The organism is Ectothiorhodospira lacustris, assembly GCF_022227785.1.
Classification (GTDB): Bacteria; Pseudomonadota; Gammaproteobacteria; order Ectothiorhodospirales; family Ectothiorhodospiraceae; genus Ectothiorhodospira; species Ectothiorhodospira lacustris.
The window spans coordinates 1-17,474 of record NZ_JAJNQM010000046.1 but is presented as its reverse complement, the minus strand read 5'-3'; the positions used below and the strand labels follow the sequence as shown (position 1 = coordinate 17,474).

Genomic DNA, 17,474 nt, shown 5'->3' with positions numbered 1-17,474 from the left:
AACGACAGCTTTCGCTTCCCAACATACCCTTGGCCGCCTGAAAAGGACCTGACTCAGGACCCGAGCCACACCGGATTATTCAGAGTCATCCCCTCCTTCCATGATCAAGCCCATCAAGCCGCCACCTGACAAGGCACTCCCCGACCAGAAGCCTGAGCTTACGGTGATGACTATCCACACACCTTGTGCCCGTCACTTTGAACAGATGGTCGAGCAGGCTTCCGACGCCATCCTGCTGCTGAACGCCCAGGGCATCATTCAATATGCCAATCAGGCGGCCGCCCACCTGTTCGGCACTCCGGTTGAGCAGCTCCGCGGAGAAATTTTCGGCTTCGTGGTAAGCCCCGACGAACCCATGGAAATCGAGATTGCCCATGCCTCCCGCGGCATTCTGTCCGCCGATCTGCGGGCGGTTCCCATGCGCATGGAAGGTTGGGAAGTATCCGTGGTCTACCTTCGCGATATCACAGAACGCAAGGAAAAACTTCGGGATCAAATGCGGCTTCAGGAGGCCATCAAGGGTGGGCGCATCGGCCTGTTTGACTGGGATCTGCAGACCGGCGAGGTGTACTACTCCCCGGAATGGAAAACACAACTGGGCTACGCTGAAGAAGAGATCGGCCATGACTACACCGCCTGGCAGGCATTGCTGCACCCCGAGGACCGGGAGGCAACGCAAAAACAGGTGACCACGTACCTGGAAAGACCCGATGGGCGCTATATCATGGAATTTCGCATGCGCCACAAGGACGGCTCCTACCGCTGGATGCTGGCCCAGGGCTCAGTCATCCATGGAGCCGACGGCCGGCCGGCACGCATGGTGGGCTCACATCTGGACATCACCGACCGCCGCCGCACCGAGAGCCATTTGCAGCGGCTGGCCTTTGCCGTGGACCAGAGTCCCAGCATTGTCGTCATCACCGATCCTGACGGCGCCATCCAGTACGTCAATCATCGTTTCTGCGACGTGACCGGCTTCGCCCCGGAGGAAATGCTGGGGGCCAATGTCCAGTCCCTGGCGCAACATCCCGTTGAAGACACGGGTCAGCGTCATCTGATGACCACCCTGCAGAGGGAACAAATATGGGAAGGCGAATTCCGCAACCGCAAGAAATCCGGGGAAACCTACTGGGAACAAGCCCGCATCTACCCGGTTCGCGATGAAGACGGCACCATTGTCCAGTACATCAAGCTCGCGGAGGACATCACCGATCGCAAGCAGCTCACGGACCGCCTGGACTTCCTGGCCTTCCACGACAACCTCACCGGGCTGCCCAACCGGGATCTCATGATGGACCGACTGACCCAGGCCCTGGCCCAGGCGCGCCGTGACAAGACCATGCTCGCCGTCGCCTTTCTGGACCTGGACGACTTCAAGACCATCAACGACTCCCTCGGCCATGGGCAGGGGGACCAGCTGCTGCGCCGCGTGGCCGCTCGCCTGAAGGGGCTGCTGCGCGAGGGAGACACGGTGGCGCGCTTTGGTGGTGACGAATTCATCCTCATGCTCACCCAGCTCCATGCCCCCCGGGATGTGGTGCCCGTGGTGGAAAAACTGCAAATGGCCTTCACCCAGCCCATTACGCTGGATAAGGTCACGCTGGTCACCGGCTTCAGCATCGGCCTGGCCATGTACCCCGCCGACAGCGCACGCGCCGAAGACCTGATCCGGCATGCGGATGTCGCCCTGTCACGGGCCAAGGCACACGGCCCTCGCAGTTATCACTTCTATACCCGCGACCTGGACGAGCAACTCCATGAGCGCATGCAGCTGGAGCAGGCCATGCGCCAGGGCCTGGAGCAGGGGCAGTTTCTACTTCACTACCAGCCCCGCGTAGACATGCGCACCAACCGCATACTCAGCATGGAAGCCCTGATCCGCTGGCAACACCCGGACTGGGGCATGGTGATGCCTGGACGTTTCATCCCACTGGCGGAAGAGACCGGGCTGATCCTGGAGCTGGGTTCGGAAGTGCTCAGGCAGGCCTGCCTGCAGATTCGGGCCTGGCAGTCGGAGGGGCAGCCCCTGCTGCCGCTGGCCATCAATCTGTCCCCGCGGGAGTTTCATCAGTCGGATCTGCTGGAACGGATCATGGAGATCATGGAGGAGTTCGCGGTGGACACCCGGCTGATCGAGTTTGAGATCACCGAGAGCGCCGCCATGAGTTCCGTGGAACAGACCATCGACATTCTGTCGCAGCTCACCCGCATGGGCTTTCGCATCTCCATTGACGACTTCGGCACCGCCTATTCCTCCCTGAACTATCTCAAGCGCCTGCCGGTGCAAAGCCTGAAGATCGATCAGTCCTTCGTCAGGGATCTGGCGGACGACCCCGCCGCCCACCCGGAGGATGCCGCCATCATCCGCGCCATCATCGGTCTGGCCGGGAACCTGGGCCTGGAGGTCATCGCAGAGGGGGTGGAAACCACCGCCCAGCGGGATTTTCTGCTGGAGCACGGCTGCCGGGTGGGCCAGGGATTCCTGTTCAGCCGCCCGGTGTCGGCGGCGGAGATCGAGGCGCAGTTCGCCGCCTAACGCCTGAGGGCACAGGCCGGCTGCGACGGAGTCAGTGAGCGTCCCGCACTGCCTGACGACGCTTGCTACAGGGCGAGCCGCAACCGCACTGCCCCGTACCGCAGCCCCCCCCTTCCCGGAACGGCCCCAGCTCCGGGTGACGCCGGGCCAGGCGGCGGGCCGCCGCCTGCACCAGCACCCAGCCGGCAAACATCAGGAAGATCAGGCCCACCGCCAGCAGATAGGTCATCATGCCGTGCTGCCGCCCAGGCCTGCAAAGCCCATGAAGGCCAGGGACAGGATCCCCGCCAGCATCAGACTCATGGCCGCGCCCCGGGCGATGGCCGGCACATCCGCCAGTTCCAGCTTCTCTCGTAGCCCCGCCATCAACACGATGGCAATAATGAAGCCCGCGCCGGCCCCCAGGCTGTACACCAGGGACTGGCTGAAGCTGTACTCATAGTTGGTCTGGAACAGGGCCACACCCAGGATGGCGCAGTTGGTGGTGATCAGGGGCAGGAAGATCCCCAGCGCCCGGTACAGGGGCGGACTGAACTTCTTGATGGTCATCTCCACCAGTTGCACCGCCGAGGCGATCACCGCGATATAGGCGATCAGGCGCAGGAACTCCAGATTGAAGTACAGCAAAAACTCATTGATCAGCCAGGCCGACACCGAGCTGATCAGCATCACGAAGGCGGTGGCCAGCCCCATGGAGAAGGCCGTGCTGATCTTGCCGGAGACCCCCAGCAGGGGGCAGATCCCCAGAAACAGGGCCAGCACGAAGTTATTGATGATGGCCGCATTCAAAAAGATGTAGGTCAGTGAATCAGCGTGCATGGACACCCGCCTCCCCGGCGTCGGCCGTCTTCTGTTTGAGCTGCCGCTCCTTGACCCAGGCGAACAGAAGCAGCCAGGCCCCCAGGACGAAGAAACCACCCGGCGGCAGCAGCATGATGATCCAGGGCTCGAACCCTTCACCGAACACCGGAATGCCCAGCAACGTACCGGCCCCCAGCAGTTCACGCACCGAACCCAGGCACAGCAGGGCGATGGTAAAGCCGATGCCCATGCCCAACGAGTTCACCACGGTGGTGCTCACCCGGTTGCGGGAGGCAAACGCCTCGGCCCGGCCCAGGATCATGCAGTTGGCCACGATGAGCTGGATAAAGGCGCCCAGGGCCTGATAGATCTCCAGGCTGATGGCATGGATCAGATAGTCCACCACGGTCACGAAGGTGGCGATGATCACGATATAGGACGCGATGCGCACTTCCTTGGGGATGTGCCGGCGCAATAGCGCCACCAGGGCGGTGGAGCACAGCAGCACGAAGGTGGTGGCCAGCCCCATGGCCAGGGCGTTGACCACGGAGTTGGTCACCGCCAGCACGGGACACATGCCCAGCAGCATGACGAACACCGGATTCTCCCGCCAGAGACCGATCAGGAAGGTATCCAGGGTGATGGGTTTTTCGGTATTGGCCGCCATGTTCAGGCGCCTCCTTCAAGCACGGTCCAGTAGGGCACCAGTCGCGGCAACACTGTATCGGCACTGTCGCTCAGCATGCGTCCGATGGCATTGGCGGAGATGGTGGCCCCGGTGATGCCGTCGATCTCCCAGGGCTGTTCCTTGTGGCCCTGCTTCACCGTGACGATGGCATTGGCCAGGCCGGTGCCGGTCGGATTGAGTCGGGCATCCAGACGCTCGAAGTTGGCCACGAAACGGGCATCGGTCTCGATCTTGTCGCCCAGCCCGGGGGTTTCCCGGGTCTCCAGTACGGTCATGCCGATAATGCATTCACAGGACGGATCATAGCCGTAGAGGACGCGGATCACGTCTGCATAGCCGCGGGCCGAGGCCTGCAGTGCAATGCCCCGCAGACTGCCCTCGGCATCGTAGGCGGCAAACACCCGCTGCCCGGGTGCCGGGGCCTCGGCGGCCGGGAACAGGCCCTCGGCGGTGAGCACGTAGTCCTGACGGGACACCGCGCCGGGCACCACCTGGAATACAGCGGCCTCCAGGGCGCGCCGCTGGTTTTCCTCGATATAGGGTTTGGTGAACTCGAACACGCTCACCACCAGCAATCCCGAAAACAGGGCGATCAATCCCAGGGTGCCCACCAGCCTGAAGCTGGAGGTGGGCGCTGGGCGGGCCACGGAAGAAGTCTGGGTCGTACTCATGCCGCGTCCCTCCGCTTGCGACTGCCGTAGGGCCTGGGCTGGGTGATGCGTTCGATCAGCGGTGCCACCGCGTTACCCAGCAAGATGGCGTACATGATGCCTTCCGGCAGACCGCCGAAGAACCGGATGATCACCGCCAGGAAACCGATCAGGATGCCGTAGATCCAGATCCCCGACCGGGTAATGGGCGAAGCCACCATGTCACTGGCCATGAACATCGCGCCCAGCATCAGGCCACCGGAGAGCAACACGAACCAGGGTGTGGGGTAAAACGCGGGATCCATCCAGTAGAACACCGAGGCGGTGACAAAGGCGCTGCCCAGCACTGCGGCCGGGATACGCCAGTTCATCATGCCCCGGGCGATCAGGTAGAGGCCGCAGAGCAGGATCAGGATGGCCGAGGTCTCGCCCACGGAACCCGGCGTCATGCCGGTGAACAGGGACCAGGCATCCGCATGGATACCGTCGAACTTCCACTGGGCCAAGGGCGTAGCCGCCGTCCAGGCATCCACCGGCGCCGGCGTGGTGAAGGGCATGGCCAGGGTGGACGGCAGGAACTCGGTGAAGCGGTCCGGATGACCCGGCACCGTCCAGGTGGAGACGGAAACCGGGAAGGCCGCCTGGGCAAACGCCCGCCCCACCAGGGCCGGGTTGAACAGGTTATACCCCATGCCGCCGAACATGACCTTGGCCAATGAAATACCGATGAAACCGGACAGGGCGGCCATCCACAGGGGGAAGGATGGCGGCAGGGTCAGGGCCAGCAGCAGGCCGGTGATGACGGCGCTGAAATCGGACACGCTGGTGCGCTTGCCCGAGAGCTTGGCGAACAGGTGCTCGGTCAGGACGCAGGTCACCGTGGCGGTGATCATCAGCGCCAGGGCGCTGATGCCGAAGTGATAGACCGAAAAGGCGCAGATGGGCAGGAGGGCATAGGTGACGTGGCGCATGATCTGCTCCACGCTGCCCGCCTGCTTCAGGTGCGGCGAGGTCTTGAGTTCGATTTTCAGCGGGGTCACTTGAGGCGCTCCCGGTTCAGGGACTTGGCGATGCGGAAGTACTGCACCAGGGGGATATTGGAGGGGCACACATAGCTGCAGCAGCCGCACTCAAAGCAGTCATTGAGATGGTAGCGCTCCTCCATCACCTCGTACTGGCGCACGGCGGCCAGCTTGCCCAGGTCCGAGGGGTTCAGTCCCACCGGACAGGCCTCCACACAGCGTCCGCAGCGGATGCAGGGCTGCATGCGAGTGTCCTCCGCCTCGGGATCGGGCAGCACCACCACGCCGGACACCCCCTTGGTGACGGGCACGTCCAGGGATGAGACGGTATTGCCCATCATGGGGCCACCCAGGATGATGTGGCTGGCGTCACTGCCCGTGAAACCCACGTGCTGCAACAGATAGCGCAGCGGGGTACCGATGGGTACCCGGTAATTCCCCGGACGGGTGATGCCGGGACCGGCCACGGTCACCACGCGCTCCACCAGACCCTCGCCCCGGGGCAGCAGGGTACCCAGCTGAGCCATGGTGCCCACGTTGTTGACCACCACCCCGATGTGGTACGGGAAATGTCCGGAGGGCACCTCCCGCTTGAGCAGGGCCTTGATGAGCATCTTCTCCGAACCCTGGGGGTATTTACTCCGGACCTTGCCCACGGAGATGGGGCCTTCCTTGTCCAGCCGGGCCTGCAGGGCCTCGATGGCGTCGGGTTTGTCATCCTCCACCCCGATGACGGCACGGGTGGCCCCCACGGCCTTCATGGCGATACGGATACCGACGATCACCGCATCGGTCTGTTCCAGCATGATGCGGTGATCGGCACTGAGATAGGGCTCGCACTCGCAGCCATTGATCACCAGGGTATCGATGTCGAAGCCATCCGGCACCGACAGCTTCATGTGGGTCGGAAACGCCGCCCCGCCCTGCCCCACCAGGCCGATTTCCTGAATCGCCTGGATCAGTTGCGGGCGGTTGAGCCGTTCCAGATCCCGGGGCCGGGACCAGTGAATGGCCTGACTGTCACCGGGCGCGGTACGGATCAGGATGGATTCGGTCTTGGGTCCTCTGGCCGTAGGCATGAGTTCGATCCCCTCCACCACCCCGGTCACCGGGGCATGCAAGGTCACGGACTCAAAACCATCCGCCTCGGCGATGGGCTGCCCTCGCAGCACCTCTTGGTGCTTGAGCACCAAGGGTCGGGAGGGCCGGCCGAAGTGCTGCTGCAGGGGTATCACCATACGGGGTGCAAAGGGCAACCGACGAATGGGCTTGCCACGGGTGTCTTCCTTCAACCCGGGGGGATGGACCCCCCGGGGGAAGGTGAGCCCCGTCAGAAATGACAGGATGCCCATGGTCAGTTGAACTTCAGGGCCCGCTTCATCAGCTTTTCAGCATCGGGCTCGTTGGGGTTGAAGGGGGTGCCCGGATGCACCGCCATCACGGTGCATTTCTCGGCGGCCCGCACGATGTCCTTGTACGGCGCCCCCTGGGGATTGGTCACCACTGCCTGGCGGTTGTCGTCATAGACAAACACCCCGGGCGCGATCTGCACACACTCGTCGCAGGCGGTGCATTCGGTGGTTTCCACCCAGACCGGTTCGTATTCCAGCCCGTTGCCCTGAGCCGCATGGCCGTTGCCGTTGCCGTTGCCGTTGCTGCCATTGACCGACGCTGCCGACACGGCGGGGGCCGGTGCCGTCGGGGCGGCGGGAATCACCACCGGTGCAGGCGCGGGTGCCTGCAGGGTATCCGCCAGCTTCGCGGCGCCCTCACCGCTGACCAGGGACAATAGGGCACTGGACAGACGCTGGGCCATGTCGGCGCGGGTCTGGGCCGCCACGGCGTCCACGTCCACCACCTCGTGATCCAGACCCAGCAGGCCCTTGAGCTGATGCCAGAACTCCAGACGTTCTTCGGCGGACAGCACCAGTTCCTCGGACACCAGCACCCGGGTCAGGCGGTTCTTGGCATCCACGGCCCAGATGTAAGGGAAACGACCTTCCCGCTCATCCTCGGACAACTGCAGGAACTCGGCCATGGGCACCATGTCGTCGTTCCAGGTCTCCACCGGGGCCTTGCGGAAGTGCTTGCGGAAGCGACCTTCGGTCAGGGCGAAGTCGGCGAAGGTCATGGGCAGTTCCATGGTGGCCTGGCTACCGTCCTCTTCCTGATACGTCAGGGTGTAGGTGGGCCAGTCCTGATCGATGGCCGGGTTGCCTTCCAGGGTGCAGCATTCGCGGAAGGTCACACCCTTGTCCGGGTTGTAGCGGAACAACGGATAGGCACGGGACTCTACCGCCAGTTTCGACTGGGCGAAGGCCACGTCATCACCCACCCCATGCTCCGGCGGGCATACGGCATAGACGTTGAACAGGGCCGGACGACGGGCGTTGAGACCCTCGATGAAGCTCTCCAGCAGGTGGGTCACATGGGAGATGGCACCCTGCATCACGTAGCTGGTGCGGTGGGCCAGGCCGATCAGGCTGATCTCCTTGCGGATCTCTTCCTTGCCTTTCCAGGCCTTGCCGTAGGGGGCCATGTCAGACACCTGGCTGACGAAACCGGAGGTACAGGCCTGGCCACCGGTGTTGGAGTACACCTGGGTATCCACCACCAGCACCTTGATGGGCATGCCCGACATCAGGGCACGGGACAGGTTCTGGAAGCCGATGTCGTACATGGCACCGTCGCCGCCGATACCCACCACCGGCGGGCAGAGGTGGAATTCTTCGTCGCTGAACTGCTCCCAGTTGAACTGGGCGAAGAAGGGCTCATGCTCCACCGGATTGTAGGTGCCGGCCAGCTCCAGCTCCGCCATGCGGATGGCCTTGAAGCCGTCGGCCATCTTGGCCATATGGCCTTCGAAAATACCCATGGCCATGGACGGGGTGTCCTGGAACAGATGGCTGGCCCAGGGGAACGGGTACGGGCTGTAGGGGAAGGTGGAACCCCATACGGAGGTACAACCGGTGGCGTTGATGACGCCCATCTCGGTGCGACCACGGCCGGATGGACCCTCCAGATAACGCCAGCGCAGATCCTTGAGCCTGGCCAGCACGCCGGTAATCCACTGCAACCAGTCCGGATCGACGGTATGGCTACCGCCGGCATCCAGGGCGGTGGACAAGCGGGCCAGGGTCAGGTCCTTGTCGGCATGCTCACCGATCACCTGATTGACGGCCTGGACGTTGGACAGGTCCATGCCTTCCGCCAGCTTCAGACGCACATGCTGTTCCAGACGGCCGATGAGGTCATCCAGCTTCTTGAGCTGAGCCTTGACGCGGGGCTGCATCAGGGCGGTCACGGTGGCGGTGAACAGATGCACGGTGGTCTTTTCGCCGCAGCCCAGGCAGGCGGAGTCGCCGCAGTTCATGGAGCCGTAGGCCTTCTTATCCAGCAGCAGAGTTTCCAGGGCGCCGATGCCCTCGTCCAGGTCCTCGATGCGGATATAGTCCGGACGGGTGGTGGGCAGATCCATCCAGAGGTCCCAGTTGCGGCGCATGGTGTCCACGCTTTCCGGGGTCTGCGGGGTCACCACCAGGGCCTCGTCCTCACAGATGCGCACGCACTCCATGCAGCCCTTGCAGGTGTAGGGATTGAGGGTCAGGGAGAACAGACCGCCGCTGCCCTTGGTGCGCTTTTCCATGGCACTGAAGAAGGGACGGGTGGCGGCGAACTGGAAGTCGCCGATGGACTCCTTGAGCCAGCCCAGTTCCTTTTCCAGACGGGTCTTGTCGTCGCCCTGCAGGTCGGTCTCGGCCAACAGATGGGTAATGGCAAAATCCAGCTCGGCGCGCACGTCGGCACCGTCACCGGCCTGGGTCAGGGCATTACGCAGGCGCTTTTCCAGGTCACGTACGGCACGGCGCAGGTGACGGGTGGGCTTGCCGCCGATCTCGATACGACGCACGGCGGTTTCGAACACTTCGCCCAGGGTGTGGACCAGGCCGGGAATGGCACTGTCGGGGCAGACGGTATAGCAGTCGCCGCAGGCAGTGCACTTCTCCGGCAGCCACTCCGGATAGTCGAAGCGGATCTGGGTCATGTCGCGGAAGATGCCGGTGGAAGCCGGAATCAGAGACATGCCGATGAAGGGGTCCGCCAGATTGTCATTGCCCTGACCGGAGAGATAGAAGCTGCCGGTCTGTTCCCAGAAGCGATGGATGTCGCCGGAGGCACTCAGAGACTGAGGCATGCGTTTGAGCATCACCGGCATTTCTGGGGCGCTGCGATCCACCAGGGCTGCCAGGTTGTCGGTGGTGGGCTGCTTCTCGGTGATCTCCACCAGTTCGTCGAAACCACGCCGCACCACGCGCAGGTTGTCCTGCACCACACGGGCACCCTTGCCGCCGAACTTCTCCTGCAACTGGTCTTCGATGGCCTTGAACAGGGTCTGCTCGGTGAGGTTCTTGCGCTGCATCACCGGGGAGGCGGCGAAGAAGGCACCCTGGAAGGCGATGCCCTGCATGCGGAACTGCAGGTCCGCATTGGAGGCCTCGTCACGGGCGATCTTGAAGGCGTCCAGGTAGAAGACGCGGATCTCATTGTCACGAATATAGCGCTGGGCCGCCGGCGGGAAACTGCGCCACACCGCCTCCGGGTTCTCCAGGGAAGACTGAATGATGAACACGCCGCCCTTGTTCAGACCGGACAGGGGATCGGAGTGATCGAACACGTTGGGATCGGGGGACAGCACCACGTCCACCTGCTTGAGCTCGTTGCTGACGCGGATGGGCTCCGGCGCCGCAGCCAGGTAGTAGGTAGTAGGCTGGCCCTTCTTCTCGGAACCGTACTTGGGGTTGGCCTTGATGTGGAAGTCCAGCAGGTCGAACAGGGTCATGGCCAGGTTCTTACCGGTGGTCATGGCGCCCCAACCACCCACGGAGTGCAGACGCACTGCGATGGCACCATCAGGCATCAGGCTCGGGTTCTCGGACCCCCGCAGGGCCATGCTCTTGATGTTTGGATAGGCCTCCAGCAGGGCCTGCTGATGCAGTTCCTGCTTGGGGCTGGCGGCCTGATCACGAATGAAGTCCACCGACAGATAGAAGAAGGTGCGCTTGCCGCCCTCGGGCAGCATGTTTTCCACTGCGGCGATCAGTCCTTCGGGCTGCAGATCGCGGGAACCCAGGCCGTAAGCGCCGGAGTACAGGCGCGGGATGTCGCCGTTGCGATCAAAGGCCGGATAATCGGAATACGGCTTGGCCTCGCCCTTGCCGGCCAGGCCGTTCTCGATGGCCTTGCCCAGGGCGGAACGGGTCTCGCGCATCAGCGGCAGGTCTTCCGCCAGGGGCTGGTCGGTCCGCTCCAGCACGGCCACGCCCTTGCGGCCCTTGAGCAGGGCGGCCAGCAGGGCACCGGGGAAGGGACGGAACATGGTGATGTTCACCACACCCAGCTTGATGCCGCGGGTTTCACGCAGGTGGTCGGCCACGGCCTCGGCAGTGGCCACCATGCTGCCCTGCCCCACGATCAGGTACTCGGCGTCGTCGGTACGATAGCCGGAGGCACGGGCATAGCGGCGACCGGTGAGCTGATAGAACTCTTCCATGCACTGATCGGTGAGTTCGGCCACATGATCGTAGAAGTAGGGCCGCTGGGCCGCCACCTGCTGCATGTAGGCATCCTGGTTCTGCAGGGCACCGGAGACCATGGGGTTGTCCACGTCCCAGGTGGCGGGGATGCGACGACGCTTCTCACCGAAGACCATCTTCTGGGCCGGGGTCGGGCACTCGATCATGTCATCAGGGCGGCCCAGGAACTCGGCGATCAGCGCCCGTTCCGGTACCTTCATGGACTCGATCAGATGGGTAGTGAGGAAGCCGTCCTGACCGACGATACCGGGATTCAGGGCCAGCTCGGCCACCTTGTGGGAGATGATGTTCAAGTCAGCCGCTTCCTGAGCATTCTTGGCGAAGACCTGGAAGAAGCCGGTGTCGTCCACGCAGTGGTAGTCATCGTGGGAGGCGTGCACATTCAGCGCCGCCTTGGTGATGGCGCGGCAGCCGATATTCAGGATATAGGGCAGACGCTTGCCGGCGGCGGCATACAGGGACTCGTGCATGAACGCCACGCCCTGGGCCGAGGAGAAATTGATGGCCCGCATACCGGTCATGGCCAGACCGGCCGTCACGGCGGCGGCGGCATGCTCGGATTCCGGTTCGATGAACACCAGGGAGCGACCGGAGATGTTGATATGGCCATTGGACACCTCTTCGGCCCACATCTCACCCATCTGCGTGGACGGGGTGATGGGGTAGGCCCCCGCCGCATCCGAAGACTCACGTTCGCAATAGATAACGGCCGTATTGCCGTCCAGGGCCGCACGGGTACCCTGGTACTTGAAGTCCTGCGATGACTTGCGCTTGAACAGCATGTCGTTTCTCTCCTGCCGGCTCATGGGCCGTCACGTTTTTGTAATCGGTATCTGCGCTTTCCATGCGGGGATGCCAAAGAGCCGATCGACGGCATGTCGACCGGCGAGCCCTGAAGCTGCCGAGCGTGCGGTCAGACGCGCGGCAGGGGCTCCATGCGTGGCAATGGTTCCTTGCGGGTGACTTTGCGGGCGCCCGCCCCCTTGCGGGGCGCCTGCCCTTCCAGCCAGACAATGGCCCCCGTGGGGCAGCGCTGGATGGCCACGGGAGAGGCCAGGGCATTCTTGGTGTAATCGATGACGGCCAGGTTGGCGTCCATCCGGATCAGACCCTCCGGCGCATCGGCGGCGCAGCGGCCGCAGGCGGTGCAGACCACCTGGCAATGGGCCATGGCCTCATCCTGGAGGTCTTTATTGAGGCAGGCCACCCAGAGGCGATGACTTTCCGGCTGCAGGCTGAACAAACTCTTCGGGCAGACATCCACGCAATCGCCGCAACCGGTGCAGTGGACCGGATCCACCACGGGAAGACCATGACGATCCAGGCGAATGGCATCGAAATCGCAAACGACTTCGCAATCCCCCAAGCCCAGACAGCCCCAGCTGCAACCCTTGCCGCCCCCGGACACCAGGGCGGCAGCACGGCAGGACTTGAGGCCTTGGTAGCGGGCGCGGGTGGCGGCCACATGAGAGCCGCCGGCACAGGCCAGGCGGGCGATGCGGCGCTCATGGCTGCCCAGGGCCACGCCCAGCATGTCGGCGATCTGCTGATTCATGTCGTTGGAATTCACCGTGCAGCGCGCCGGTTCCAGACGACCTTCCAGCAGGGCCTCGGCAAACGGGCGACAGCCGGCGACACCGCAGGCCCCGCAGTTGGCACGCGGCAACAGGTCCTCCAGCTGATCGATGCGCGGGTCTTCAAAGACGTAGAGACGCCGATTGGCAATGGCCAAAATACCGGCCAGGAGCACCCCCAGACCGGCCATGAAACCGCTTGCCAGCGCAATTTGCAGGATCGGAGAAGTCACAGTGAACACATTTCTTAGTTAATAACCAGGTTTTTGTGCAGTGAACAATTGATGACAAAACGTACATTGCGGGGCTGGTCGGGTCAAGCGGATTAGGGGCCAAAGGCAACGAAAAATCGCTACTCCGGGTGAGAGTTTGCGAATTCACAAGGGTTGCAGTGATATTTCGCAACCGGTCATGAGGGCTATAAACTCAGTTTCTACAGGGAGATACGGCTTGACCGGTTCTCATTCACCCAGGATCACCCCGGCAAGGCGTGCCTTCCGAGCCGGGCGGGGCATGTGCCGCGGATTCATGTGACGTGCCGAAAAAATTGTCTACATCCTACCCCCGGAATGCCCGGCAGCAGGGTTCAAGCCGAAGTACCGCCCGCTGCCCGACGAAGGCATTCCAGATAGCCGGCCTCATCCGGTGCCCTGCCGAAACGCTGCGCCTCCCACAGGGCTTGGCCGAGACAGTCCATCATGACGTGTTCCGCCTCCAGGGGGCCGAGTCGGGGCAGCAATCGCTCGAAGACCGTGCGAATACCCTGCGGACGGTCCGTGGCCACCTGATCCCGGATGGCCAGGTGCATGCCCATGTGCAGGAAGGGATTGACCGCCCCCTGCTCCGGCGTGAACTCTGCCGCCAAGGCTGCCTCCGGCGCCTCCAGCATGGCCTGATACTCCGGGTGGTCCTGAATCACCCGGGCGACCTGTTGTTCCAGCGGCTGCAGGGGCTCACCGGCCCGGGATTTTTTCCAGGCCCGGCAATACATCTGTCTGAGTTGCTCTCGGCTCTGGTTGGCAAACATGACTGGGACCCGGGCTGAAAGGGGGCTAAAGCCTATCGCCCCGGCCGGCTGCAGACAAGCGAGCGGGCTTGTCCTACACTGTTTCCCGTACTCAAATAAGCCATGGCGGCGCCCCTCTTCGAAATGCTTACCTGGACACCATTCGAAGAAAGGACATGCGGTCTCATGCGGGCGACATACCGCAGATGAGAATGCTCGTCCCTTTTCTATTCCTTTATATCCCCTTCGTTTTCACACCCATCCAAAGCTCGGCGGGCAGCCCCTCCGAATACCAGCTCAAGGCAGCCTTTCTCTACAATTTCGCCCTGTTCACCGAATGGCCTGAGTACGTCGGGGATACCCTCAACCTTTGTGTCCATGGTCGCGACCCCTTCGACGAGTACCTGGCCAAGCTCGACCGACGCCGGGTGGGGGCACGCCGGATCGTCACCCACCGCACCTCGACGCTGGCCGAGCTACCGAACTGCCAGGTGGTCTTTATCAGCCGAGCCGTCATCGGGCAACTGCCCCGGATACTGGATAGCGTACAGGGCTCACCGATACTGACGGTCGCCGACTCACCCGGCGCCGTGCAGCAGGGCGTGGCGCTCAACATGGTCACGCAGCACAACCGTATTGCCTTTGAAGCCAACCTGACGGCCGCTCGCTCACAGGGCCTGAATCTCAGTTCCAGACTGCTGCGCCTGGCGACGGTGGTGGAACAATGAAGCCCACCACGGCCCCGGAAAGTCGGCACCTCTCCCTGGCGGAGCGGCTGCGGCGCATCAACGGCACGGCGCTGGGGATCTCGGTCGCGATCATGGCCGTGATCACCATCCTCGGCGGATTGACCGTCAGCCTTCTCAGCCTGCTGGATGCCAATCGGGTCAAGACCAGGGTCCTGGCGGAAAATGCCGCCGCCAGCCTGATGTTCGATGACGACAAGGCCGCCCGGGACCTGCTCTCATCTCTGCGCCATTCCCCCGATGCCCGGGCGGCGGTGATCTACGACAGGAACGGCCGACCCTTCGCCCGCTATCAGCCCACTGCCGCTGTCCGGATCGATGACCCAGGGAAGCTGCGGGAGGACACGGACTATGGACTGACGGCGGTCAGACTGACCCAGCCGATCATCATGGAAGGCGAGGCTTTGGGGTCAATTCAGATCGTCATCGGCCTGCGATCACTCTACGTGCAGATGTTGGTACTGATCCTGATCACCGTACTGGCCGCGGCGCTGGCCCTGCTTGCCAGCCGGATGCTGATGACACGCCTGGGGGACAGGGTGATCCAGCCGGTATCGAATCTGACCGCCCTGATGAAACGCGTCACCCAGGACGCGGATCTCGGCGTCCGCGCCGGCACCAGCAATATCCATGAGATCAGCACCCTCGCGCAGGGCCTCAACAGCATGTTGGGCGAAATACAGGAGCGGGACCGGCGTCTCGGCCGACAAAAGGAGCAACTGGAGGAAGACGTGGCGGCCCGAACCTACGAGTTGCTCCAGGCCAAGGAGGCCGCAGAAGCCGCCAACCGGGCCAAAAGTGAGTTTCTGGCCACCATGAGTCATGAGATCAGAACCCCGATGAACGGGGTACTGGGAATGACTGAACTGCTGCTGAACACACCGCTGGAAACCGCGCAGCGTCACTATGCCGAAACCGCCCTCCAGGCCAGCCGCCACCTGCTGGGGATCATTGACGATATCCTGGACTTCTCCAAGGCGGAGTCCGGTCATATGCAACTGGAGTCAGTGGACTTCGAACTGGTGACGCTGATCCAGGACAGCGCCCAGCTGTTCCAGGAACCGGCGGAGAGGAAAGGCCTGACGCTGTCCCTGCACTTCTCACCGACGGATCAGCCCCAGTGGTTTCAGGGCGACCCCCTGAGGCTTCGGCAAGTGGTGACCAATCTGCTGAGCAACGCCATCAAGTTCACAGACCAGGGGGAGATCCAGGTGTTTACCCGGATCAACAGGGTCCCCGGCCAGGCGGACTCGATCCATTTGCGAGTGAAAGACACCGGCATCGGGATTGCACCCGAGGCCAAGGACAGAATATTCAAGCGCTTCGCTCAGGCAGATGGATCAACCACCCGGCGCTATGGAGGAACCGGCCTGGGGCTGGCGATCTGCAGGCGTCTGGTGGAACTCATGGGGGGGGCCATCGACATGCATAGCGCCCCTGGACAAGGCTCAACATTTGTTGTCCACTTGAGGCTGCTGCGCAGCACCTGCTTCGGGAACCCGGAATCCATGCAGGAGAGCGGCGGGTCGCAGGAAGGGCGGGGCGATATCCGGCCTCTGGATGGGCATATCCTGTTGGCGGAAGACAATCCGGTCAATCAGCTGGTTGCCAAGGCCATGCTGGAACAACTGGGACTCCGGGTCAGCATTGCCAATAATGGAGAAGAGGCAGTGTCCATGCTGGATGCAATCAAGGCCGACCTGATCCTGATGGATTGCCGGATGCCGGTGATGGACGGCTATCAGGCGACCGCGGCGATACGCGGGGGACAGGCGCCGGGGCACCGGGAGGTACCCGTCATCGCACTGACCGCCAATGCCTCGGTGCGGGAGCAGCATCAGTGCCTTGCGGCCGGCATGCAGGCCTGCCTGCCGAAACCCTATACCCTCCAACAACTTTACAGCCTGCTGCAGCAATGGCTGCCCGCCGCCCGGACCGACCATGACCTGACACAGGCCCCTTTCGATCACCCCGATACCCCTTCGATGCTTCACCAGCCGGCCCTTGATGGACTGCTGCGCCTGGGCGGCGGCTCCGATCAGGACCTTCTGATGAAGGTATTCAAGGCCTATCTGGAAACATCCCTTCCACTGATTCGACAGATCGAAGAAGCCATGACCACGGGCGATGCCGAGGCCTTGCGCAGTGCCGCACATGCCTTGAAGTCCAGCTCGGGTAACGTAGGCGCCATGCGCCTGTCCGAGGTCTGCCGACAACTGGAAACCTGTGCCCGTGAAAACCCCATGGGCGTGACCGATGGTCTATCAACGGCATTCCGACAGGTTTCCCGTACAACCCTGAACGAAATCCGTGCCCGGGTACAGGCAGCCACATGAGCGACAGGGTCCGGATTCTGCTGGCTGACGACGACATCACCACGCTCATGCTGATGACGACCGCCCTGGAAAAGGCCGGCTTCACCACCTGCATCGCGCAGAATGGCGAGCAGACACTGGCCGCGTTTGAACAGGCGCACTGCCACATGGTACTGCTGGATGTGGACATGCCCGACCTGGATGGCTTCGAGGTCTGTCAACGCCTGCGTCAGCAGGCCGGCGATGAGTTGCCCATCGTCATGGTCACCGGCATGGACGATGTAGGCTCCATCACCCGGGCTTTCGAGGTGGGCGCAACGGACTTCATTTCCAAGCCCATCCACTGGGACCTCATCGGACACCGGGTGAAGTACCTGTGGCGCGCTCACCTGACACGCCTGGACCTGCACCGGGCCAATGCCCGTAACGCCGCCATCCTGAGCGCACTACCGGACACCCTGTTCCGGCTTACCGATGACGGCATGGTGCTGGACAGGCTGGCCGGCCAGAACGACCAGGGGGGGGGGGGGGGGGGGGGGGGG

At 63.1% G+C, this 17,474-nt stretch carries 13 protein-coding genes; 4 read left to right on the top strand and 9 right to left on the bottom strand.

Annotated features, from left to right (window positions below; translation table 11 throughout):
* The first annotated feature begins 166 nt into the window (after positions 1-166).
* The gene (locus tag LQ952_RS10085; RefSeq protein WP_238622528.1) at positions 167-2,536 is read left to right on the top strand and encodes a sensor domain-containing protein; all 2,370 of its coding nucleotides are present in this window, start codon (positions 167-169) and stop codon (positions 2,534-2,536) included.
* 31 nt (positions 2,537-2,567) lie between these two features.
* On the opposite strand, the gene LQ952_RS10080 is transcribed toward LQ952_RS10085, so the two are convergent.
* The 9 genes from LQ952_RS10080 to LQ952_RS10040 form a co-directional block, all read right to left on the bottom strand.
* Positions 2,568-2,768 carry a hypothetical protein gene (locus tag LQ952_RS10080; RefSeq protein ID WP_238622527.1) on the bottom strand — a complete coding sequence of 67 codons (201 nt, stop codon included), beginning with the start codon at positions 2,766-2,768 and terminating at the stop codon, positions 2,568-2,570.
* Complete coding sequence (locus LQ952_RS10075; protein ID WP_008932382.1) at positions 2,765-3,355, bottom strand: electron transport complex protein RnfA; 591 nt, start codon at positions 3,353-3,355, stop codon at positions 2,765-2,767. Before LQ952_RS10075 ends, LQ952_RS10080 begins: the two co-directional genes overlap by 4 nt.
* Positions 3,345-4,004 (bottom strand): electron transport complex subunit RsxE, encoded by a 660-nt coding sequence (gene rsxE, locus LQ952_RS10070; RefSeq protein ID WP_238622526.1) that lies wholly within the window; start codon positions 4,002-4,004, stop codon positions 3,345-3,347. Before rsxE ends, LQ952_RS10075 begins: the two co-directional genes overlap by 11 nt.
* A 2-nt stretch (positions 4,005-4,006) precedes the next feature.
* Positions 4,007-4,696 (bottom strand): RnfABCDGE type electron transport complex subunit G, encoded by a 690-nt coding sequence (locus tag LQ952_RS10065; protein ID WP_238622525.1) that lies wholly within the window; start codon positions 4,694-4,696, stop codon positions 4,007-4,009.
* Complete coding sequence (locus LQ952_RS10060) at positions 4,693-5,715, bottom strand: RnfABCDGE type electron transport complex subunit D (protein WP_238622524.1); 1,023 nt, start codon at positions 5,713-5,715, stop codon at positions 4,693-4,695. Before LQ952_RS10060 ends, LQ952_RS10065 begins: the two co-directional genes overlap by 4 nt.
* Positions 5,712-7,049: an electron transport complex subunit RsxC gene (gene rsxC, locus LQ952_RS10055; protein WP_238622523.1), complete on the bottom strand. Its 1,338-nt coding sequence runs from the start codon at positions 7,047-7,049 to the stop codon at positions 5,712-5,714. Before rsxC ends, LQ952_RS10060 begins: the two co-directional genes overlap by 4 nt.
* A gap of 2 nt (positions 7,050-7,051) precedes the next feature.
* Entirely contained in the window at positions 7,052-12,073 is a 5,022-nt protein-coding gene (locus tag LQ952_RS10050; protein WP_238622522.1) for a 2-oxoacid:acceptor oxidoreductase family protein, read from the bottom strand.
* A gap of 131 nt (positions 12,074-12,204) precedes the next feature.
* Positions 12,205-13,098: an RnfABCDGE type electron transport complex subunit B gene (locus LQ952_RS10045; RefSeq protein ID WP_347402067.1), complete on the bottom strand. Its 894-nt coding sequence runs from the start codon at positions 13,096-13,098 to the stop codon at positions 12,205-12,207.
* Between the two features lie 353 nt (positions 13,099-13,451).
* Complete coding sequence (locus tag LQ952_RS10040) at positions 13,452-13,892, bottom strand: DUF1841 family protein (RefSeq protein ID WP_238622521.1); 441 nt, start codon at positions 13,890-13,892, stop codon at positions 13,452-13,454.
* 191 nt (positions 13,893-14,083) lie between these two features.
* On the opposite strand from LQ952_RS10040, the gene LQ952_RS10035 reads away from it, so the two are divergent.
* The 3 genes from LQ952_RS10035 to LQ952_RS10025 all read left to right on the top strand — a co-directional run.
* On the top strand, positions 14,084-14,599 hold the full coding sequence (locus LQ952_RS10035; RefSeq protein ID WP_238622520.1) for a YfiR family protein: 516 nt from the start codon (positions 14,084-14,086) through the stop codon (positions 14,597-14,599).
* Positions 14,596-16,953, top strand: coding sequence for an ATP-binding protein (locus tag LQ952_RS10030; RefSeq protein WP_238622519.1), 2,358 nt, complete (start codon positions 14,596-14,598; stop codon positions 16,951-16,953). The genes LQ952_RS10035 and LQ952_RS10030 overlap by 4 nt, the downstream gene beginning before the upstream one ends.
* On the top strand, positions 16,950-17,474 hold a 525-nt coding region (locus tag LQ952_RS10025; RefSeq protein WP_238622518.1), incomplete at its 3' end, for a response regulator. The genes LQ952_RS10030 and LQ952_RS10025, both read left to right, overlap by 4 nt.